Here is a 20741-nt window from a genome sequence, read left to right on the forward strand (position 1 = left end):
ACGATCGATAGCGCCCGGCTATCGTAAAGGCGATCTTGTTCGGTCGATCTCCAGCTGAGTACGTGTCGATGAAACGGACGGTGTGCATGAGTTCGAACGAGCCGATCGCGATCGTGGGAATGGGCTGCCGATTCCCCGGGGCCGCCGACCACGGGCAACTGTGGCGACTGCTCTGCGATGGCACCGACGCACTGGCCGCCACGGAGTTCCCCGACTGCACGGCCGACTTCCGGCCCGGCGACTTCCACATCACCGACCGCGAGAACGCCGAACTGGATCCCCAGCACCGGGCGCTGCTGCTGACGGCTCGTGATGCCCTGCGTGACGCCGGGCTGGACGAGAATCAGCTGGGCGGGCAACCCATCGGAATCTTCATGGGGCAGAGCACTTCCGAACACTGGGACACCCGTTCACCCGATCGGCCCGCCGATATGTACGCCATCGCCGGTGCGGCCGCCCGCAGCATGGCCTCGGGCCGGATCGGCTATGCCTGGGATCTCCGCGGCCCGTGCGCCACCGTCGACGCGGCGTGTTCGTCCGGAACCCTGGCTGTCCATCTGGCCTGTCAGGCGCTGCGCACCGGTGAATGCGAGACCGCACTCGCGGGCGGCGTCAGCCTCGTCCTCGGCACCGATCACACCCTCGGCTACGCGGCGGCCCGAATGCTCTCACCTTCCGGCCGTTGCCGTTTCGGCAGCGAGGAGGCCGATGGTTTCGTCCGCAGCGATGGCGCCGGAGTGCTCGTCCTCAAGACCCTCGCCCATGCCCGCCGCGACGGCGACCCCATCCACGCCGTCATCCTCGGCAGCGCCCAGGCCAGCAAGGGCCGCACCGCCAAAGCCGTGATCGCACCCTCCATCGACGGCTACCTCCAGGTCATCGAACGCGCTTGCGCGACAGCCGGTCTCGCCCCCGAACAACTCGCCTACCTCGAAGCGCACGGCAATGCCGCGCCCGCTGGCGACCACCTCGAATTGCAAGCCATCGGCACCGCGATCGGCCGCCATCGCCCCGCTGAACAGCCCTGCCTGGTCGGATCCGTCAAATCCAATCTCGGCCACTCCGAGGCCGCCGGCGGCCTGGCGGGTCTGATCAAAACCGCTCTCGCACTGAAGCATCGCCACATCCCCGCCACCCTGCACTGCGACCACCCCACCTCAGCGGTCGACTGGTCGGGCCTGGGCATCGCCCCCGTACGCACCGGCCTCGACTGGCCCTACCCCGGCCCGGCCTTCGCGGGAGTCAATACCTACGGCCTCTCAGGCACCTTCGTTCACCTCGTGCTAGGCGCGGCATAGCCGACCCGCGTCCCCTCGTCGGTCGACCTCGATGCCGCCAATGCCGTACTCCCCCGGAGCGCGCCGGTGGCGGCATTCCCGCGCTCAGTAGCCCGCGATCGCTCCGTCGAGCGCGGCCTGTAGTTCTTCGCGAGCCACACGCGTGATGTCGGCGGGCTCAGACGGCAGTTCGCCGAGCGGCATCCGGAAGTAGAAGCTCGCCGAGCGGACATCTGCCTTCCGTAGTTCGACGGCGGGATCCGGCCGGGGGCCGTAGCTGAGTCCGAGGCTGACCAGCACGGGGTCCGCGCCGAGTTCGCGAGCGCGACAGGCGATGTGGCCGATACCGCCGCCGAGCTCGAGCACCCGCGTGTGGTCGACATAGTTGCAGGTGCCCTCGGGGAACAAGGCGATGCTGTCGCCCCGCGCCAGGACTACCGCGCAGGTGTCGATCAATCGCTCCGAAGCAACGACGACCGGGCGGCTGTCATGGTCCTTGCTGCGGAAAACCGGCAGGCCGCCCATCATGTCGAGCGCGTTCCGCATTTTGGGATCAGCGAACACCTCGTGCTTGGCCAGCACCCTGGTGTGCCCGATGACCGGCCGCAATGGACTGCGCCACGCGGCCGCGCTCACCGTGTAAGGGTCCTGCTCCGACAGGTGGTTGATGCTGATCAGCAACGGCCGACCTTCGGAGATGAAGTTCTGCAATGCTTTTCGCGCCCCCGGCGCGAACGCTACGCGCGGCTGGAAGCGACGCCCGAGCAACCAGTACGCCGCTTTCGCCTTCACCAGATTCTGACGGTGATCGCGGTAATAGTCGTAGACGGCGTCACAGTTCTCGAGGGTGACCTCGGGCGGCTCCATCTCAACAGCGTATATCCAGCAAACGACCGCCGCTCGATCCGCGGCGGCAAGGTCGTTCTTGTGGCCGATCCGGTTGATCGGAGCCGCGGGAGGCGGGGGCCGACCGCTTCGGTTCTCGCTCGAGCAGGCGCCCTGTCCGGTGGAATCCGCCGGACAGGGCATCGGACAGCTGACATCCGCGCCATCGGCTTTCGCTGCGGTCGGCTACCCGAATCGGTCGATCAGCCGGTGATGTTGCTGTACTGATTACTCCACGTCGAGGTCTCGTCGAAGAGTTCACCGGTGCCCGCGACGAAGACGCTGTGGGCGCGGGCGTCGTTGCCCAGCTGATCCAGCAACCAGGCGGTCGGGTAGCCCAGGTAGCCGTATACGCCGGTTCCGCAGGGGACGCTGGCGGTCGCGCAGTCGGGCTGGCCCTGTACGTCGTTGTGGTTGGCGCCGTTCAGAGTTGCCCGGGCCTTGGTGATCGTCGCGGGGGTGGCGTCGTAGTAGGCCTGGTTGGACTGCAAACCGTTCGCCTGCCCCGGTTGGGTCGATGGGGAGACAATGCTGTCCGCCGCGCCGTTCACGAAGAAGACCGAGCCTTGGTCGAGCCTGCGGGTGTCGGCACAGAGTCCGGGCAGGCAACTCAGCTGCAGTGGAAGTTCGATCGTGACAGCGGTCTTGATGGCGCCGTGCGATGCGATCATGGCGTTGAGCGAGCCGATCGCGCCCTGGGAGTGGCCGACCGCTCCGATCGCGTCGGTGTTCAACTTCCGGAAGAAGCTGCTCGACGGCGTACTGTCCTGCCGCACCAGGTAGTTCGCGGCCGCCAGGATGTCGGTCCCGCTACCGGTCGCGGTGTTCTCGGCGGCGATGACCACGAAACCCCAGGAGGCCAGGTGCTGAAGTAGGTACGCGTACTGGCTGGGCAGCGCGAGGGTGGGAGCTCGTCGACGAACAGGATCGTGTCGGGCAGTTGCCATTTGGCGAACAGGCCATCGAGCACCGCGAGGATGTCGTCCCGGGTCAGTTCCGCGCCCGCGACGGGAACCACGAGGGCCAGCGGGCGTTCCTGCCATTTCGGGTGCGCGACGCCGATGACGGCCGCCTCCCGCACCTTCGGATGTCCGACGATGGCGTTCTCCATGTCGATGGAGGAGATCCATTCGCCGCCGCTCTTCACGACGTCCTTGATGCGGTCGGTCAGCTTGAAGTAACCGTTGGGATAGATCTTGCCGACATCGCCACTGCGCCAATAGCCGTCGAGGAAGCGATCCGCGTCGTCGTCGAGCTTGTGATAGCGCTCGATGACCCACGGGCCGCGAACCAGCACCTCGCCCACGCTGTTTCCGTCGTGCGGCAGGTCGTTGCCGTCGGCGTCGACGATCCGGATATCGATGCCCGAGACGGGTAATCCCTGGCAGCGCTTGAGATCCCAGTTCTCGTCGTCGCTGATGGCGCCGCGCAGCGCGGGTTTGATGCCGATGTTCATGGCGATCAGAGGTGTCGTCTCGGTCGCGCCGTAGCCCTGAACCAGATCGGCTCCGGTGAGCTCGTAGAACTCCCGCATCAGCGACAGCGCGGGCTCGGTCGCCCCCGACAGCAGCCGGACCCTGCTGAAGTCCGGCTTCACCGCGAGGGTCTTGATGTAGTCCAGCATCGGCTGGAAGATCGCCGGGGCACCGTTGGCGACCGTGACGTTCTCGGCGATCATCATGTCGACGAGCAGTTCGGTGTGCTCGGCCATGTAGCGGCCCGGCAGGATGATCTTGGCGGCAGCCCAGACGGCCGTATGCGGCAATGCCCAGGACTGGCCGTGGAACATCGGGGTGATGAGCATGGCGGTGTCGTCGCGGCGCAGGCCGACCGCGGCGGCCATGGCCATCGCGTGCAGATAGCTGCCGCGGTGCGAGTTAGTAGACGCCCTTCGGCCGGCCGGTCGTTCCCGACGTGTAACACGCACTGTAGGTGGATGTTTCATCGATGACGGGCCAGTCGAGCTCGGTATCGGCGGCGGCGATCAGATCCTCGTAGTGGAGCACGTTCGGCAGTGCGGTCTCGATTTCCGAGAGCGGCCGATCCGACATGACAATCCAGCCTTCGACCTTCGGCACGTGCGGAGCCAGCGCCTCGGCGATCGGCAGCAGGCTCTCGTCGACCAGCACCCAGGACGCCTCGGCGTGATCGGTGACGTAACTCAGATCCTCGATGGACAGCCGCAGGTTCATCTGCAGCATGACCGCGGCCAGACCCGGTATGGCCCAGCTCGATTCGAAGTGCCGCTTCACTTCTCCTGTGTTCGACTGCGAATGCCGGTGAGCGGGAAGTCCGCCCGCTCGGCCAGCTCTTCCCAGTGGTCGGTGCCCCGGGTGGCGAAGACGAGCCAGATGGGAACGAGTGCCGATCCACGCGCGGGCGTGGACGACCTGACCGCGAAAGCACGCATCCGCAATGTGGCGATGGACCTCTACGCGGAGCAGGGCGAGGACCGCATCTCGATGCGAGCCATCGCCACCGCCGCAGGCGTCACGGTCGGGCTGCTCGTGCACCACTTCAAAACCAAGGACGGCATCCGCACCGCTGTCGAACAGCTGATCGTCGACTACTTCGCCCAGGCCGTCGCACAGGCGCCCACGACCGGCACCCCTCGCGAAGTCGCCACGGCACGCGACGCGGCGGTGGAACGAATGCTCGAGTCGAATCCGGCGGTGGTGAACTACCTGCGACGCGCCCTACTCGACCCCAATGGATCCAAAAGTCAACTGCTGCAACGCCTTACCGAGCTGACGCGCAGCGAGGTGGCCAAGGCGCGCGAGGCCGGCATCGCCTCCACCCACCGCCGCGACTCGACCCAGATCATCGAGATCATCGTCCGCCAACTCGGACAGCTGTTCCTACAGCCGATGATCGACACCATGTGGGACCAGGTCTCCGGACCCGACGAATCCGACGACGACAAGCCGGTGCTGACAGTGCACGTCCAGCCACGAAATTGATCGAGGGCGGCAGGCCGGACTAGGACACGTAGGCCCGCAGAAAGGCGCGCAGCCCGTCGCCGAGCGCGGCGCGATCTTCGCGACCACGCGGCCACGCAAACCGTTGCAGGGCAAAACCATCCACGAGTGCGACGAATGCGCGTGCGGCGGACGGCTCGGTCACACCCAGGGCCGCCAGGGTCGACGCGGCAGACTGTTCGAATCCAGCCATCATCGAGTGCGCGAGTTCGCGCAGCGCGGGCTGATGGCGGCACTGGAGATAGATTTCGAATTCGGCGGCGAGCTCGGTCTCGGACACGCCGAGCAGGAGGTCGACGAAGCTGTCGACAAGTCCTTCGACCCCAAGGTGCTGGTCGACTATCCGAATCCGCGCCTCGTCGATGCGGGCGACCAGACGAGTCGCGCTCATCTCCATGGCGGCGGCGATGAGCTCGTCGAGCGAGGCGAAGAATAGCTCGTTGCGGCCTGCGGTATTTCGGTCGAGTTCTATTCCGGCCAGGCATATTTCGGGCAAGGATGCGTTCCCGAGTCCCGGTGAGTGGAATCGTCCGGCGCGGCCCAGGTCAGGGATGTGACACGTTTCACGCCGACGTGCTACCCACCCCCTTCTGGAGGACGCGCTATGTCCACCTCTGTCGACAACGCGGGGCCGCCGAGCCCCGCCCTCGACGATTCAGCCCGGCTCGACGGAGCTTCGAAATTGAGGATCTACTCGGTTCTCGCCGTCATCGTGCTGTTCACCGAGATCTCCCCGATGCAGTACGTGATGGTCGCGGCCGCGCTGCGGCAGATCGCGCCCTCGTTCCCGAGCGAGGGCGCCAATATCAATTGGGCCATCATCGTTTTCGGCGTGATCGGCGCCGCGGTGTCGCCGCTGATCGGGAAGCTCAGCGATATCTACGGCAAGAAGAAGCTGTTTCTGATCTGCGGTGTGCTGTTCCTGATCGGCACCGCCCTCTGCGCCGTCACCAGCAATTGGGGACTGTTCCTGTTGGGGCGGGGCCTCGAAGCGACGGCCATCGCGACCACCGTGGTGTCCTACGGGCTCATCCGAGACCTGATGCCGCGCAAGCTGGTTCCGGTCGGGCTGGGCATCGCCTCCACCGGTCTGGGCATCTCCGCGCTGATCGGCCCGCTGGTCGGCGGTTACATCACCGATCACACCAGTTGGCGCGGCATGTTCTGGTTCCTGTTCGTCTTCACCCTGGTCATGATTCCGCTGCTGGTCCTCGTGGTGCCGGAAAGCAAGCTGCGGACCCCGCAGCGGCTCGACGTGCTCGGCGTGCTGCTGCTCGGCGCGGGCGCCACCCTCACCCTCATCTACCTGGACAAGGGCCAGGACTGGGGTTGGCTGCGGCCGAGCACCCTGGCCTGGCTGATCGGCGGCCTGGTGCTGCTGGTGCTGTTCCCGGTCGTGGAAATGCGTGCGCGCCAGCCGATCATGGATATGAAGCTGTTGTTCACGCCGCGGGTGAGCGTGGTGCTGTTCATCGCGCTGCTGGGCTCGCTGATGATCGGCGTGCAGTCCTACGGACCCAGCTACATGATTCAGTCACCGCCCTCGTCCGAGGTGGTAGCGCAGGCCCGGGCGGCGACCTATGAACAGGTGAAGACCCAGGCGCTCGCCCAGGCACAGAAACAGGCCGAGTCGCAGGCGCAGGCGTCGCTGCCGCCCGGCGTGACGCTGCCACCGGGGGCGGTGAAAGTGCCCGAGGCGGAAGTACTCTCACGGCTGTCGCCGGAGATGGTGCAGGCCAGGCTGGATCCGGGTTACAGCTACGGCGAGGGCTTCAGCCTGATGAAGTTCGCCACCCATGTCACACTGCCGCAGTCTCTGATCTCCATGCTCTTCGGCTTCCTCGGTGGATTGTGGGTGCGCCGGGTCGGCGGGCGGCGACCTCTGGTGGTGGCACTGGCGGTGTTCGTGGTCACCGGCCTCGGTTACGCGATGCTCGGGCACGGCTGGGTGACGATGGCCGTACTCGGCGCCATCATGGGCACCGGCTTCGCCATGTACTACGCCACCATGCCGAACCTGATCGTGGAGGCGGTGCCCGCGCAACAGCAGGGCATCAGTGCGGGCATGCTCGGCGTCATGCAGGCCATGGGCGCGGGCATCGGCATTTCGGTGGCGACGGCGTTCCTCAACGCGAACCCGGTCGAGGCGGTGGTCTCGGTGACCGGAGCTCCCACGGTGACACAGCAGGTGCCGCTGCTGTTCTCCGATCGAGGATATGAGCTGAGCTTCTACTTCGTGGTGGCGACCTCGGCGATCGCGCTGCTCGGTGCGGTGATCATGAAGTCGGGGCGGACACCGGCGACCGGAGGCACCGCGTTCTGATCCCGCGATGATCGCGCTTCATATCGAATGACCCTGTCCCGGAGGCGAATTGCCTCCGGGACAAGGTCATCGATGAGCGGCGGTCAGCCGGGCCGACAGCTCCCACAGCTCATACGCCGTGTCCGGATCGACGGCGTGGCTGCCCGCTCTCCCGACCGCGCAATCGGCCAGGTACGCACCCCGATGCCGATCCAATTCCGTTGCCGTGGCGGCCCATACCGAGGTCGCGGCCGCCTGCTCGAGTGATTTCGGGTTGGCCAGCCGACCCGGGATGCGCACGGTGAGCTGTCGCATGCGGGCGAAGTCGTCGCGAGACATGAAGCGCGCCAATCCCGTAACGCAGATCCCCGGATGCACGGCGTACGCGCCGACGGGCGCATCGCCGAGCAGCCGCTGCAATTCGACCGTCATCAGCACGTTCATCGCCTTCGACTGCGCGTAGGCGATGAACTTGTCGTACGGGCGATGCACGAACTGCGGGTCCGCCAGGTCGACCGGATAGGCGCGGTGCGCGTCGGAGGACAGCGTGATCACCCGCGCCGGAATCCCGGTCCGGGTGGCGGTGGCGGTCAGCAGCGGGAGCAGTTCGGTGGTGAGCAGGAAATGCCCGAGATGATTGGTGGCGAACTGCAATTCGAGCCCACGGGCGGTTCGGGTGAGCGGTGGGTACATCACCCCCGCGTTGTTGATCAGCAGGTCCAGGCCCGAGCGCCGCACCGCGAGCAGGCCGGCGACGGTGCGCACGCTGTCCAGGTCGGTCAGGTCCAGCCGGACCACATCCAGGTCGGCCTTCGGGTGGAGGCTGCGGATGCGGCAGGCACGGGAGACCGCGGCCTCGAAGTCCCGGGCGGCGAGCACGACGGTGGCCCCCGCGGCGGCCAGTGCCCGAGCGGTCTCGCCGCCGAGCCCGCTGGTCGCCCCGGTCACCAGGGCAGTGCGCCCGGTGAGATCCACGCCGTCGAGTACCTCATCGGTGGTTCGCACCGCTCCATCGAGAGCGGATGTTCGCGCCGCCGCGAACCGGTGCGGAGGAGTGTTCATGACGCGGGCAGGTCCTTCCATTCGGCCGACAGTCGAGCCGACCAGACCGGATCGCGGTGTTCGAGGAACGCGGAGACGCCTTCGGTGGCGTCGGCGCGGCCCATCACGCGCAGGTGCAGTTCGGTCTCGAGTTCCGCGACGCGGGTGGGGTGGTAGCCCCGAATCGCGGTGTCCCAGAGCAGCCTTTTGCTCAGGGCCGCGGACATGGGTGCGACATTGACCGCCAGGTCGCGGGCGACGTCGAGGGCGGCGGGCAGCACGTCGGTGGCGGGCAGGCAGCGGCTGGCCAACCCGAGTCGGCACGCCTCGTGGCCGTCGAATGTTCTGCCGGACAACAGAATATCGGCGGCCACCGCCATCCCCGCGACCCGCGCCACCGTCCAGTGCGCCATCGCATCGGGCAGCACGCCGAAGCGCACCTGCGGGATCGCGTAGCGGGCGTCGGCGGCGACGATCCGGATGTCGGCCTGCATGGCCAGCGTCATGCCGATGCCGATCGCGTGCCCGTTGACGGCGGCGATCACCGGCTTCCGCAGGGCAAAGGCGGGCGGATCCACCGGCGAGGCGGAAAATCCGCTGTCACTGGGGCTTTCGAAGGTATCCGCGCCGGCCGAGAGGTCGGCTCCGGCGCAGAACGCGGACCCGGCCCCGGTCAGCACCACCACCCGGACCGCGTCATCGCCGTCGAGCTCGCGGTAGGCCTGCCCGAGGGCGCGACCCATCGCCCCGGTCATGGCGTTGCGTTGTTCCGGACGATCGAGCGTGACCACCGCTGTGCCCCCGGCGATTTCGACGCGCACGCCGGTCATTCGAACCCCTGCCGCACGTCCAGCACACTGTCGATCTTCACAATTACATAGTAGCATGTTACGTTATTCGAGATGCCTCAGGTCACGCCCGCTCCCTGCAACACAGCCGCATCCGAGTAGGAAGGCACCCTCATCGGTGAGGGCAGAACAATGAGAACTATCCCAGCCCGCCGCATTCGGCACTATTTGGTAATCGCCGCCGCCGCAACGCTTCTCCCCTCGGGAGTCGCCATCGGGCAGCCGACGCCGAGCTCCCCCGATTCGGTCCAGGAATTCGACGACATCGCCGACCGCGCGGTGCCGCGCGCGCACTGCGACGACACCGCGCTCACGGAAACCGGCCTGCAAGGCGACGTCCCGGCCGCCGACCGCGACAGCGGCCGCAGCACGAACGGCTACCGCTGCAACATCACTCGACTCGGCGGCTACGCCGGTCGGGGTGGCGGCATCACCTCGACCACCTTCGATCACTGCGCGTACCTGGGCAGCTTCTTCCCCGGCGATCTGGTCGGTCCCACCAGCGGCGTGCAGGTGCTCGACGTGTCCGATCCGGCGAATCCCGTGCTCACCGACACGCTCACCGCACCGGCCATGCTGGCCGGAACCTGGGAGAGCCTCAAGGTCAACGAGACTCGCAAACTCCTGGTGGGCGTGGGGGTTCCGGCGCTGACCGGGTACGGACTCATCGCGGTGTACGACGTCTCCGACTGTGCGCACCCCGTACTGCTCAATCCCGGCCCCGGCACCGATCTCGCCATGCCCGTTCCACTCACCGGCCATGAAGGCGGGTTCTCGCCCGACGGCAACACCTACTGGTCCTCGGGCGTCCTGCCCGGCATCGTCAGTGCCGTCGATCTCACCGATCCGGCTCAGCCACACGTCATCTGGCAGGGCATGCCCGGCACGTCCATGCATGGCCTGGGCATGAGCGCCGATGGCAATCGCATGTACCTGGCCAACAATCTGGGCGGAATGAGCGTGCTCGACACCGGTGCCGTTCAGCGCCGCGACCCGGATCCACAGGTCCCGGTGATTTCCCAGACCACGTGGACGGACGGATGGGCGACCCAGCACGCGATACCGGTCACCTACGGCGGCCATCCCTATGTCTTCGCCGCCGATGAGGCCGGATCCGGTGGTGTGAAGGTCATCGACATCTCCGATGACAGCCGGCCGCGCGTCGTGAACTCGATCAAACTCGAGGTCAACCTGGTCGCAAACCGCGCCGCCGCAATCGCTTCCAGCATGGGCGGGTCCGTCTTCGCCTACGACTCGCACTACTGCGCGGCCGATCGCCCCGCCGATCCGACGGCGCTGGCCTGCGGATGGATCTCCTCCGGGATCCGGGTCTTCGACGTCCGCGACCCCTTCCACGTACGCGAGATCGCGTACTACAACCCGGGAGCGCTCACCGGGCACAACGCCGAGCTGTGGAACTCCCCGCATGCCCTGGCCTCCATCATCGGAATCCCTTTGCTCAGTGCGCCTTCGGTGATGCAGGCGCTGAATCAGGGGGCGTTCGATCCAGCGCAGGCAGTGAGCCCGCGCAGCGGCGAGGTCGCCCTCGGTGACCTGTCCGCCGACTGGTGCATGTCGCCCCCGGAATGGCACGGCCCGCAACTGTGGGTCACCTGCGCCGACAACGGTTTCATGACCCTGCAACTCGCGCCCGAGGTGTACGCGCCTCCGGCCGACCAGCATTCGACGGTCGGCTCCTGAGCACGGACCCGGGTGCGCCACGGGCTCACCCGGGAATCGGATCGGTCATCCCCCACACCCGCGCCAGGCAGGGATGGCAGGTTCCCGCCCGCTCACGCCCCGGCCGCGGCCATGGTGTGCAGGGCATCGGCCAGCGCGGTCACGAACGACGCACTGTCCTCACCGCCGCGTACCAGGGCATGGAATGTGGTTGTGCCAGAGAGTATTTCGAAGATCAGGTCGGGGTCCGCGCCCGGCGGGATGCGGCCGTCGTCCACCGCGCCGCCGAGCAGTTCGGCGAAGGCCTTTCGGATCGGCGCACCGATGGCGAGCAACCGGCGGCGTGCCTCCTCGGTCTGCGAGTCGGCGAGCAGCCCGGGCACTCCGGCCCGCGCGGCGGGACTCTCGGCGCGGACCAGGAAGATCCGCACCCAGGTGGCCAGATCCGCGCGCAGGTCACCGGTCGGCGCGGGCAGCGCGTGGCCACCCGGACCGTGAATGGCCTCCTCCAGCAACGCCTGCCGGGTGGGCCAGCGACGATAGATGGCCGGGCTGTTCACCCCGGCGCGCTTGGCGATCGCCACCACGGTCGTCTGCGGATACCCGACCTCCGCGAGCAGATGGCGTGCGGCAATGAGCACTGCGAGGTCCTTGTCGGCGTCCCGCGGGCGTCCGGGACGCGACTGCGCATCGGCGGTCATCATTACATAGTAACCTGTTACGTTATTCGACTCGACATCGCCGCACCCCGGCCCGCGGCTGCCGCCTTCCATCGGACGTCACCCTGCACGAGGGACAGCACATGAGATCATTCCCGACCCGGCGACACCGGATCACCACCCTGGCCTTCGGCTCGCTGGCCCTGCTCCTGCTGGTGCTCGGGGCGGCGGCCCGTCCACTGGTCGCACCGGAAAAGCCTGCTCCCCCACCGGTTCTCAACGCCATCGAGATCGGGTTCACACAGGACATGCTCGCCCACCATCAGCAGGCGCTGATCATGGCGCAGCGCCTGGATCCCGCAGCCGACCCGACGGTGCGCGGCCTCGCCCAGCAGATTGCCGACAACCAGCGCGTCGAGGTCGGCATGATGCTGGGCTGGCTGCGGCTGACCGGTGTCACGCCCACCGATCCGCATCCGATGGCGTGGATGCACGCGGCCGGCGACACCCCGGCCTCCGGTCATCACGGGCACCCGACCCTCACCTCGACCGCCCCGGTCTTGGGTACCACGATGCCGGGCACGGCGAGCCCGGCCGAACTCGACGCACTGTCCGCCGCGCACGGCCGCGACGCGGAAGTTCTTTTCCTGCAACTGATGCGCCGACACCACTACGGCGGCATCGCCATGGCCCAGGCCGCCGATTCGCTGCTCGCCAGCGGACCCGTCAAGCTCGCCGCGCGGGACATGATCAGCGCGCAGAGCCAGGAGATCGGCGTCATGGGGATGCTTCTCACCCAGCGCGAGAACCTCGGGTAACGCACTCGGCGACGCCGCCTCAGCGGTCGGCCGTGACATCCAGGATCGCGGTACGAACGGCGCGAATATCGGACACCTCGGCGAATTGCCTCGACTCATGATGGAAGTCGCGCAGACGAGCAGCCGTGCGGCCACCGGCTCGCGATCCGACGAACGGCAGGGCCAGGCCGACGAGTTGCGCCGCCCGCTCCGGTTCACCCAGCATCAACTGCAGGCGGGCGACGGATGTCAGCGTCATGGCGGGCTCGACCATGTTGTCCGGCAAAGGAGTTCGATCCATGCCGAAGGCCGCTCCGGCCAGTCGCGGACGGGTCGCGACCACATGCCGATAGCTGGGACCGAGCAACTCCGACTGCCGGCCGCGACTCGGCCAGGTGCGCCGGGGCCCGAGCAGAAAACTCAGATTCAACGCGGTCAAGCTGCGGTCGACCGCCGTATCCGTCGGCGGGTTCGCGGCCGCCTCCAGATGACATTCGATGGCGTACGCGGTTTCCCGCTCGAACGCCGTGGTGTCGCCCACGATGCCGTAGGCGGTGGCTTGCAGATGCGCCAGCGCGGCCCGTAGCCGCGGGGTCGCCGAGCGCCGGGCGACGTACTGCGCCAGTTGCGCGACCTCCAGCCCGTCCTCGGGCCTGCCGTGATCCAGATACTGCATGGCGAGCCCGGCGAGGGCCGCGGCCGCCAGCCCGGCGTCGCCCGCGGTATGCGCCAGGCGGGCGGAGATCAGATAGAACCTGCGGGCGGAGTCGGTGTCCTCGATGTCCCAGGACATGTCGGCCGCGATATCGGCGAGTTCGGCGCCCACCCGTAGCGACTGCTCCGCGCGCCGGGTACCGGACGAGAGCTGTTGCAGGCGCGGCAGATTCGCCTCCAGCCAGTCGATCACGACCCGCCGGGGCGGCGTCGAATCCGACCATTGCAGACCGCGCGCCCACCGCGCCGATCGCTCGGCCGTACGTAGCTCTCCGAGCGTGAATCCGCCCGCGCCGCCGCCGACCGCGGCGACCGGCAGCAGTAGCGACGACAACTCGAGTGGCAGCTGGCTGTCGTCCTGCCCGGCCACCGGCACCCGCGCGTACAGCGGACTCAACGACACCCCGAGCGCCGACTCGTAGGCGGCGACATGTTCCGCACGAACGGCGCGAGCGCCGGTTTCCAGCTGCCCGAGATACGGCTTCGAATAGTTCGCGCGCCCGGCCATACCCTGCAAGCTCAGACCGGCGGCCAGCCGCGCGGTGCGCAGCGCACGCCCGATCTCCGTCATGCGCCCCGCCTCTCCGCGTACCGACCCGATCAGGACGAATCGAATGTCGCGTCAGAATACGTCCACGGCGGCCGCCGTCTGCAAGTGTCTGCAGAACGATTCGGACGGGCTCCGGGTGGACTCCGCGCACCTAACGTCGGCGATCGTGAATCAGAAATCCGCACGGCAGCGCGGCCGTGTCCGTACCGTCGCAGCAGCGATCGCGCTGTCCTACGCTGCGATATCGGCCGGGACCCCGGCCCAGGCGACCCCCGACTATCAGCCCGCCGGACCGGTCGAAGCCATCTATCACGCGGCGGGCCCGCATCCGGTGACGAAACGGGCCGGGACCGACTGCTGCAGTTCCACCGGCGAGGCGTACGACATCTGGTACCCGGCGGATCTCGGCGCGAGCGGAACCCGCCATCCGATCATCGCCTGGGGAGACGGGACCCTGGCACACCCCCGGGAATACGACTTCCTGCTGGCGCACCTGGCCTCCTGGGGTTTCGTGGTGATCGCCCCCGATCTGACCAGCACCGGCACCGGCGCTCAGCTGCTCGACGGGGTGGGCTATCTGACACAGCAGAACAGCGATCCTGACAGCGAGTTCTACCGGAAGCTCGATACCGGCGAGATCGGCGCCATGGGCCACTCCCAGGGCGGACTCGGCGCACTCAACGCGGCAGCGCATTCGAACGGTCTGGTCAAGACGACCGTCACCATCGAAATGCCTTCGCAGGGGCTGTGTTCCAGTCTGCCGCCGCTGATCCCCGGGCAGCACGTCTGCGATATCCCCACCGGCCTGATCACGAGTTCGGTGCTGCTCGTCAGCGGCACCGCGGACCCGGTACCCACCGCGGGTTCGACCGACGGAATGCGGGGCGTCTACGACACGCTGCCCGCGTCGATACCCAAGGCCCGGGCAGCCCTGATCAACGCCAGCCACAACGACATCCAGGGTCAGCCCGGCTGCACGAACCTCGGCTGCAACGACGGCGTCGACGGGTACCTCGGCTATCTGACCGCCTGGCTCCTGGACCGACTGTGCGGGGATTCCCAGGCGCACAGCGTATTCGTCTCGGGAACAGGCGAATTCGAGCACAACGCGCATTGGACCGACCAACAGAGCAATATCAACTGAAAGGGGAAGACCCGCTCATGGACGACCGCATCGACCAGTTGCTGGCGAAGCTCGACCTACCGGCGAAGATCCGACTCATCTCCGGAGCGAGCCTGTTCCGACTGGCGGGCGATCCGGGCATCGGCCTGGCCGAGATGCCGATCTCGGACGGGCCGTCCGGGGTGCGCGGCGAGAACCTGGACGACCCGGATCCGTCGGTGAGCCTGCCGTCCGGCACCGCGGTGGCCGCGACGTGGGATCCGCAGCTGCTCAACGAGATCGGCGCGCTGATCGCCACCGAGGCCCGCCGCAAGAACGTGTACGCGGTGCTGGGACCGACCATCAACCTGCATCGCTCACCGCTGGGCGGGCGGCACTTCGAATGCTTCTCCGAGGACCCGCTGCTCACCGCCGAGATGGCCGCCGCATACGTGCGCGCGGTGCAGGATCACGGGGTGAGCGCCTGCCCGAAGCACTACGTGGCCAACGATTCCGAGACCGAGCGCTACAGCGCCGACGTCCGGGTCTCCGATCGTGCGCTGCGCGAGCTGTACCTCTATCCGTTCGAACGGGCCGTCGAGGCGGGCGCGTGGATGATCATGAACTCCTACAACGGGGTGAACGGCGCGGCCATGTCCGACAACCCGCTGCTGGCCGAACCACTGAAGGGCGAGTGGGGATTCGACGGCGTCGTGGTCTCGGATTGGGGCGGTGTCCGCTCCACCTCGGCGGCGGCCGGGGGCACCGATCTGTGTATGCCGGGACCGCCGATGCTGTGGGGCGAACCGCTGCTCGAGGCGGTCCGGTCCGGCGAGATCGACGAGGCCGCGATCGACGAGAAGGTCCGCCGCATCCTGAGGTTCGCCACCCGAGTCGGCGCGCTCGACGGAATACCCTGGCCCACACTGTTCTTCACCGAGAATCACGCGCGAAACCTGGTGCGCCGCCTCACCACCGAGTCGATGGTGCTGGTGCGCAACGACGGAACGCTCCCGCTGCACGCGGGCACGACGGTTGCGCTACTCGGACCGTCCGCGGCCGAACCTCGCATCATGGGCGGCGGCAGCGCCACGGTGATCCCGACGCACGTGAGCACCCCGCTGGCCGGGTTGCGCGCCGTGCTGCCCGTGACGCATACGCCGGGCGTCCGCTTGATCGAGGGGTTGGTCCCCGCCCCGGTGGAACTGGTCACCGATCCGGAGATCGGCACGCCGGGTGTCCGGGTGCGCTACTTCGACGACGACACCGAGATCGGCTCGCGGCATCGCGGCACCGCCCACCTCGTGCTGCTCGGAGACGAATTGGCTACCCGGGCAACGCATATGGAAGTTCACGCGCGGCTGCGCGCCGACGCGGAGGGCGACTGGCAGCTCGGCTGCGGCGGCACCGGCCGGATGCGCCTGGAGATCGACGGGGCGGTGGTGATCGACGAGGACGTCGTCGACGCCGCGGGCGATCCGGTCGCGGCGCTGATGGAACCGCCGCAGCGATCGGTGACCCGGCACCTGAAGGCCGGTCAGCAGGTCGACATCCGCCTCACCATCGACGTCCCCGAGGCCATGCCCGGGCTCGGGGTACTGCTGGCCTTCCTGTTCGGCATCGACCGGCCGCGACGCCCCAGGGACGAAGAGTTCGCCGCCGCGGTCGAATTGGCGCGCGCCGCCGAGGTCGCGGTGGTGCTGGTCGGTACCAGCGAGAAGATCGAGAGCGAAGGCGCCGACCGCACCTCGCTGCGGCTGCCCGACCGCCAGGACGAACTCGTCGCCGCGGTGGCGGCCGTGAATCCGCGCACCGTCGTCGTGGTCAATTCCGGTGCGCCGGTGGAGATGCCGTGGCGCGACGACGTCGCCGCCGTGCTACTGACCTGGTTCCCCGGCCAGGAGTTCGGCGACGCGCTCGCGAACGTTCTCACCGGCGTGGTCGAACCCGGCGGGCGGCTGCCCACCACCTGGCCCCGGACCATCGCCGAGGTCCCCGTGCTCGACACCACGCCACAGCACGGCGTGCTCGAGTACGCCGAGGACATCCACATCGGCTACCGCGCCTGGCTACGGGCCGGGACCGAACCCGCCTACCCCTTCGGGTACGGACTCGGCTACACCACCTGGTCTTCCGGGGATCTGCGGGTCTCGGGGCACACCGCGAGCCTGACCGTCGCGAATACCGGTGACCGCACCGGAAAGCAGGTCTTCCAGGCCTACCTGTCCCGCCCGGACAGCGCCATCGATCGGCCGGTCCGATGGCTCGCCGGATTCACCACCGTCACGCTGGACGCCGGTCAGGCCCGCACCATCCAGATCGAGCTGCCACCAAGGGCTTTCGAGCACTGGACGGTCGACGGCTGGGCGGTCGAACCCGGCACGTTCACACTGTGGGTCGGGACTTCGGTGACCGACCTTCCCCACACGGCCGGCATCCGCTGATCGGTGCCGCCGCCCGAGACGCTCGGCGCGGCGGCACGTAGGAATCACGGCAGCAACTGCTCGATTCGAGTGGTGCAGAAGCCGGTGATGTTCATCTCCGGCGGCAGCTGGACGCGATTGGCCATGCGCAGCAAGGGAACCGACAGCAGTACGGCGGCCAGGATCTCGTTGAATCGGAGATTGCGGACCGGCATTCCGGTGCGGTTCTCGTAGTGGGCGATGGTCTGCTCTCGGGTCGGGGTGCCGGGCAGCGGCGAACGGCCCTCGAATTCGCTGCTGGCCCAGTCCAGGAACAGCAGCCAGCCCAGATCGGCCTCGTGATCACCGAGATATGCGATCTCCCAGTCCAGTACACCGCTGACCCGGAAATCGTTGTCGTACAGGATATTCGACATGCGCGCGTCGCCCCAGCAGAGCGTGGTGTGGTCCGGCTCGTAGAGGTTGGCCCGCAGGTAGGCGACGGCCCGACGATAGATCTCGGGCTGCTCGCCCTCGGTGGCCCAGGTCAACGCGGAGTCCAGGTAGTTCACGATCTGCTCGACGGGCCGCGCGCCGTATTCCGGCAACGCCAGGAAGTCCAGTCGCAGTGCCCGCCAATCCAATCGGTGAATGTCGGCGATCGTGTCGAGGCAACCCCACCACATGCGTTCACGCTGTTCCGGGGTGGCCTCGAAGTAGTTGCCCGCCGAATGATAGGAGGGATAGTCGCTGGGTGCTTCGCCCGCGAGCCGATTCATGACGAAGTACGGACTGCCGAGCCCGCCGCCGTCCCGGTCCAGCCACAGCGGTGTGGCGACCGGGATATCGGTGTCGGCCAGCCGCTGCATGACCAGTACCTGCCGCAGCAGGTCGTAGTCGGGGAACAGCGACATCTCCGGCGGCCGACGGAAGACCAGCGGAAGCGTGCCCCGGTCGTCCTCGACCTCGAACAGGAACGTCTCGGTGGCGAATCCGCGAGCGGTGCGGGTGAATTGACGGATACGAGCCGCGCCGGATATCGGGACATGTTGGTACACAGCGGGTTCCAGCGCCGCTGCCAGCTGCTCCGCGGGCAGTCGAGTGATGCTCAAAGCTCAGTACCCTTCGTACCCGTAGCGCTCGTTGCGGCCCAGGAAGACCATTTCGACCAGCCCATAGCCAACCTTGCCCTCGGTCTCGACACGACAGAAGGTTTCACTGAGCATGCTGGCCTGCTTCAGATCCTGGGTGTCGGTGAGGTCGGCGACGAAGCTGTCGCTCCAGTCCTCGCCCTTCCAGATGCCCGACGCGTAGCCGCGATAGAAGTCGTATCCCGCTATGCCGGGCCAGAAGTCGCCGACCGGGGTGATGGTGAACTCCCGGGTCTTGCCGAGAGCGTCGACGATGGTGAAGACGCCGCCGCTGACGATGCGGAAGTCGTCTCGGAAGGTCAGATCGTGCCCGGCATCGCGGACCGGCTGCGGTGGCGTATCCGAATCCAGCGGCGGCAACACCGTGCCCTCGAAGTGCCAGCGCGCGCCCTCCGGAGTCTCGCGCTGCGCGAAATGCACCAGCTCGTCGTCGAATTGGAAGATGCCCATGTAGTAGAGGACGCCGTCCGGGATCTCACCGGGCTGCAGTATGCCGCCGCCCTCGTTGATGGCCCCGCCGCCTCCGCCGTGCCGGGTACCCCAGGAATGGTCGCGACCGAACCACCAATCCGCGGGCTCGATCTCGATGCGTTCGCCGTCGAACTCCAGCCAGCCGGATACCCGCCCGTTCTGGTAGTACCGGCGGGCGTCCTCACGTACCCGCCCCCGAGTACGGAAGAAGGCGGGCTCCTGCTCGTAAGCCGGGAACTGCGCGTCGAATTCGAGTTGCAGCCGGATGCCGTGCTCGTTGTCGGCGAGGGTGGCACGCACCTTCCGCAGCGGCTCGACGATCTCGTAGGTGAAGGGCCCGACCTGCCAGGAGCCGAGTCCGTCGTAGCGGGTGTCGATCTGCCGGGACAGGCGGATGGTGTGCGCCCGATCGCCGACCGTGATCATGGCGTAGGCGTCGATGAGATTGCGGTTGGGGTAGCGCGCCATTCCGGTCATGACGCTGACCCGGCGGGTCTTGTCGAAGCCGTACATCACCACGCGCTCGGTCCAGCGCAGATCACTCTGCTGGACGTGGTCGAAGGTGGTGGGCAGCTGGTGGCAGAGCAGTTCGTCCTGGGGGGTGAGCATCGGCGAGTGCCTCTCGGTACCTGTGGCCACGGCCACATAATTCGAATACGGGTCGTAGCGTATTTGAAAAGCGTGGCGGCGGTAACCCCAATCCGAGAACTTCTTCGATCGAGCTGGCCGTTCGTCGTCGGTTCAGTGTGGCGTGGCGGTGAACCGCGCCGCGAGGTAATCGTCGGCGCCCGCTTGGCCTTTCGCCGCTTCTTCGGCGTGGGTGCCGGCGGGATCGCGGACCGTGACAATGTCGGTGTCCCGCTCGCGCCAGGTACGGACGAGTTCGTCGTCCTGGGTGACGGGCACCACCTCGTCGACCATCGAGTGATAGCTGTAGATCTGCATCGTCGGGGCCGTCGCGCCGAGTGAATTGCGTTGCAGGACAGCGATCAATCGCGGATCGTGCCAGGGATCGGCAAGTGCCGTGCCCGCCGCGACCGACTGGAAGGGAAAGTTCGCCAGCAGCTCGAGCATGCACTTCCCGTCGGCTCGCACGAGGTCCGCGCGGCCTCGATCGTTGAGCACACTGTCGATGTCGGCTTCAGGAAACTCTCGCCGCAGGCCGACCATGGCCCCGAAACCGAAACCGGCGAACAGGGTTCCGTCGACGTTGGCAGCCACGATCGGCAGGTCGGCGGGGAGCCCCCCGATCGCGGCCCCGGCGAAGGTGAGCTCCGGGGCGTAGGCAGGTTGGAGCTGCGCCGCCCAGGCCGTGGCGAATCCGCCCCCGGAGTAGCCGGTCAATCCCCAGCGAGTGCCCGGTCCCAGATCTGCCGCGTCGAGCTGCTCGACGGCACGGATGCCGTCGAGGACTGTGTGCCCTGCTTGTTGTCCGGACAGGAAGGCGCTGCCGGGTCCCTCATGGTCGGGTACCGCCACCGCCCAGTTGCGGGCGAGCAGCGCCTCGACGGTGTTGCCCTGAAATCCACCCGTGGCCAGCTGATACGAGGGGGCACACTGGGTGCCGGTCGAATCCTCGGCCACCTGCACCGAGACCGCTGGGCGGGGTCCGGGTCCCGGCCAGGGCGTGAGTGGAACCAGGACCGTGGTGACCGCCAACCGCGCCTGATCGTGGGAATCATTGCTGCGGTAGGCCAATTGCCAGGCGCGGACCGGCACATGCAGCGTCGTGGTGATCGCGCGGTCGGCGATGAGCCCGCCGGGCGGGAAGGAGCCGAGGTCCGCGGGCGGTGCGTAGAACGAATCCCGATCCGGCACCGTATAACCCGAGTTCACAGGGTCGGCGCCGGACGAAGCGGGAACGAACATCGGGGTGGCGAAGGC

17 protein-coding genes and 1 pseudogene are annotated in these 20741 nt (G+C 67.6%); 7 read left to right on the forward strand and 11 right to left on the reverse strand.

Annotation, left to right across the window (positions count from 1 at the left end; genetic code table 11):
• The first annotated feature begins 86 nt into the window (after positions 1-86).
• Complete coding sequence (locus OG300_RS23570) at positions 87-1298, forward strand: polyketide synthase (protein WP_405485022.1); 1212 nt, start codon at positions 87-89, stop codon at positions 1296-1298.
• 84 nt (positions 1299-1382) lie between these two features.
• Here the strand turns inward: OG300_RS23570 and OG300_RS23575 are convergent, their stop codons facing one another.
• The 3 genes and pseudogenes from OG300_RS23575 to OG300_RS23585 all read right to left on the reverse strand — a co-directional run.
• Positions 1383-2144 carry a lysophospholipid acyltransferase family protein gene (locus tag OG300_RS23575; protein WP_405485024.1) on the reverse strand — a complete coding sequence of 254 codons (762 nt, stop codon included), beginning with the start codon at positions 2142-2144 and terminating at the stop codon, positions 1383-1385.
• A gap of 221 nt (positions 2145-2365) precedes the next feature.
• Positions 2366-2896, reverse strand: a complete 531-nt coding sequence (locus OG300_RS23580) for a hypothetical protein (RefSeq protein WP_405485026.1) — start codon at positions 2894-2896, stop codon at positions 2366-2368.
• A 170-nt stretch (positions 2897-3066) separates the two neighbouring features.
• Positions 3067-4411, reverse strand: a pseudogene (locus tag OG300_RS23585) (AMP-binding protein); the annotation flags it as partial.
• 102 nt (positions 4412-4513) lie between these two features.
• On the opposite strand from OG300_RS23585, the gene OG300_RS23590 reads away from it, so the two are divergent.
• On the forward strand, positions 4514-5122 hold the full coding sequence (locus OG300_RS23590; RefSeq protein WP_405485028.1) for a TetR/AcrR family transcriptional regulator: 609 nt from the start codon (positions 4514-4516) through the stop codon (positions 5120-5122).
• Between the two features lie 19 nt (positions 5123-5141).
• On the opposite strand, the gene OG300_RS23595 is transcribed toward OG300_RS23590, so the two are convergent.
• Entirely contained in the window at positions 5142-5531 is a 390-nt protein-coding gene (locus OG300_RS23595) for a hypothetical protein (RefSeq protein ID WP_405485030.1), read from the reverse strand.
• 213 nt (positions 5532-5744) lie between these two features.
• On the opposite strand from OG300_RS23595, the gene OG300_RS23600 reads away from it, so the two are divergent.
• Positions 5745-7463: an MFS transporter gene (locus OG300_RS23600; RefSeq protein ID WP_405485032.1), complete on the forward strand. Its 1719-nt coding sequence runs from the start codon at positions 5745-5747 to the stop codon at positions 7461-7463.
• Between the two features lie 66 nt (positions 7464-7529).
• Here the strand turns inward: OG300_RS23600 and OG300_RS23605 are convergent, their stop codons facing one another.
• Complete coding sequence (locus OG300_RS23605; protein WP_405485034.1) at positions 7530-8447, reverse strand: SDR family NAD(P)-dependent oxidoreductase; 918 nt, start codon at positions 8445-8447, stop codon at positions 7530-7532.
• Positions 8448-8500: 53 nt separating this feature from the next.
• The gene (locus OG300_RS23610) at positions 8501-9313 is read right to left on the reverse strand and encodes an enoyl-CoA hydratase/isomerase family protein (RefSeq protein ID WP_405485036.1); all 813 of its coding nucleotides are present in this window, start codon (positions 9311-9313) and stop codon (positions 8501-8503) included.
• Between the two features lie 150 nt (positions 9314-9463).
• Between OG300_RS23610 and OG300_RS23615 the strand changes: the two genes are divergently transcribed.
• The gene (locus tag OG300_RS23615; protein WP_405485038.1) at positions 9464-11032 is read left to right on the forward strand and encodes an LVIVD repeat-containing protein; all 1569 of its coding nucleotides are present in this window, start codon (positions 9464-9466) and stop codon (positions 11030-11032) included.
• A gap of 92 nt (positions 11033-11124) precedes the next feature.
• On the opposite strand, the gene OG300_RS23620 is transcribed toward OG300_RS23615, so the two are convergent.
• The gene (locus OG300_RS23620) at positions 11125-11712 is read right to left on the reverse strand and encodes a TetR/AcrR family transcriptional regulator (protein ID WP_405485039.1); all 588 of its coding nucleotides are present in this window, start codon (positions 11710-11712) and stop codon (positions 11125-11127) included.
• Between the two features lie 101 nt (positions 11713-11813).
• On the opposite strand from OG300_RS23620, the gene OG300_RS23625 reads away from it, so the two are divergent.
• A complete protein-coding gene (locus OG300_RS23625) occupies positions 11814-12488 on the forward strand; it encodes a DUF305 domain-containing protein (RefSeq protein WP_405485041.1) in 675 nt (224 codons plus the stop codon).
• 19 nt (positions 12489-12507) lie between these two features.
• Here OG300_RS23625 and OG300_RS23630 read toward each other — a convergent pair whose 3' ends face one another.
• A complete protein-coding gene (locus tag OG300_RS23630) occupies positions 12508-13752 on the reverse strand; it encodes a helix-turn-helix domain-containing protein (protein ID WP_405485043.1) in 1245 nt (414 codons plus the stop codon).
• Positions 13753-13897: 145 nt separating this feature from the next.
• On the opposite strand from OG300_RS23630, the gene OG300_RS23635 reads away from it, so the two are divergent.
• Both OG300_RS23635 and OG300_RS23640 read left to right on the forward strand, forming a co-directional pair.
• On the forward strand, positions 13898-14875 hold the full coding sequence (locus OG300_RS23635; RefSeq protein WP_405485045.1) for a hypothetical protein: 978 nt from the start codon (positions 13898-13900) through the stop codon (positions 14873-14875).
• 17 nt (positions 14876-14892) lie between these two features.
• Entirely contained in the window at positions 14893-17277 is a 2385-nt protein-coding gene (locus OG300_RS23640; RefSeq protein WP_405485047.1) for a glycoside hydrolase family 3 C-terminal domain-containing protein, read from the forward strand.
• A gap of 44 nt (positions 17278-17321) precedes the next feature.
• Here the strand turns inward: OG300_RS23640 and OG300_RS23645 are convergent, their stop codons facing one another.
• The 3 genes from OG300_RS23645 to OG300_RS23655 form a co-directional block, all read right to left on the reverse strand.
• A complete protein-coding gene (locus OG300_RS23645) occupies positions 17322-18347 on the reverse strand; it encodes a phosphotransferase family protein (protein WP_405485049.1) in 1026 nt (341 codons plus the stop codon).
• Between the two features lie 3 nt (positions 18348-18350).
• Positions 18351-19466 carry a hypothetical protein gene (locus OG300_RS23650; RefSeq protein WP_405485051.1) on the reverse strand — a complete coding sequence of 372 codons (1116 nt, stop codon included), beginning with the start codon at positions 19464-19466 and terminating at the stop codon, positions 18351-18353.
• Between the two features lie 132 nt (positions 19467-19598).
• Positions 19599-20675: a lipase family protein gene (locus tag OG300_RS23655; protein WP_405485053.1), complete on the reverse strand. Its 1077-nt coding sequence runs from the start codon at positions 20673-20675 to the stop codon at positions 19599-19601.
• Between the last annotated feature and the right edge of the window lie 66 nt (positions 20676-20741).

The sequence above is a fragment of the Nocardia sp. NBC_00511 genome (assembly GCF_045161165.1).
Lineage (GTDB): Bacteria > Actinomycetota > Actinomycetes > Mycobacteriales > Mycobacteriaceae > Nocardia.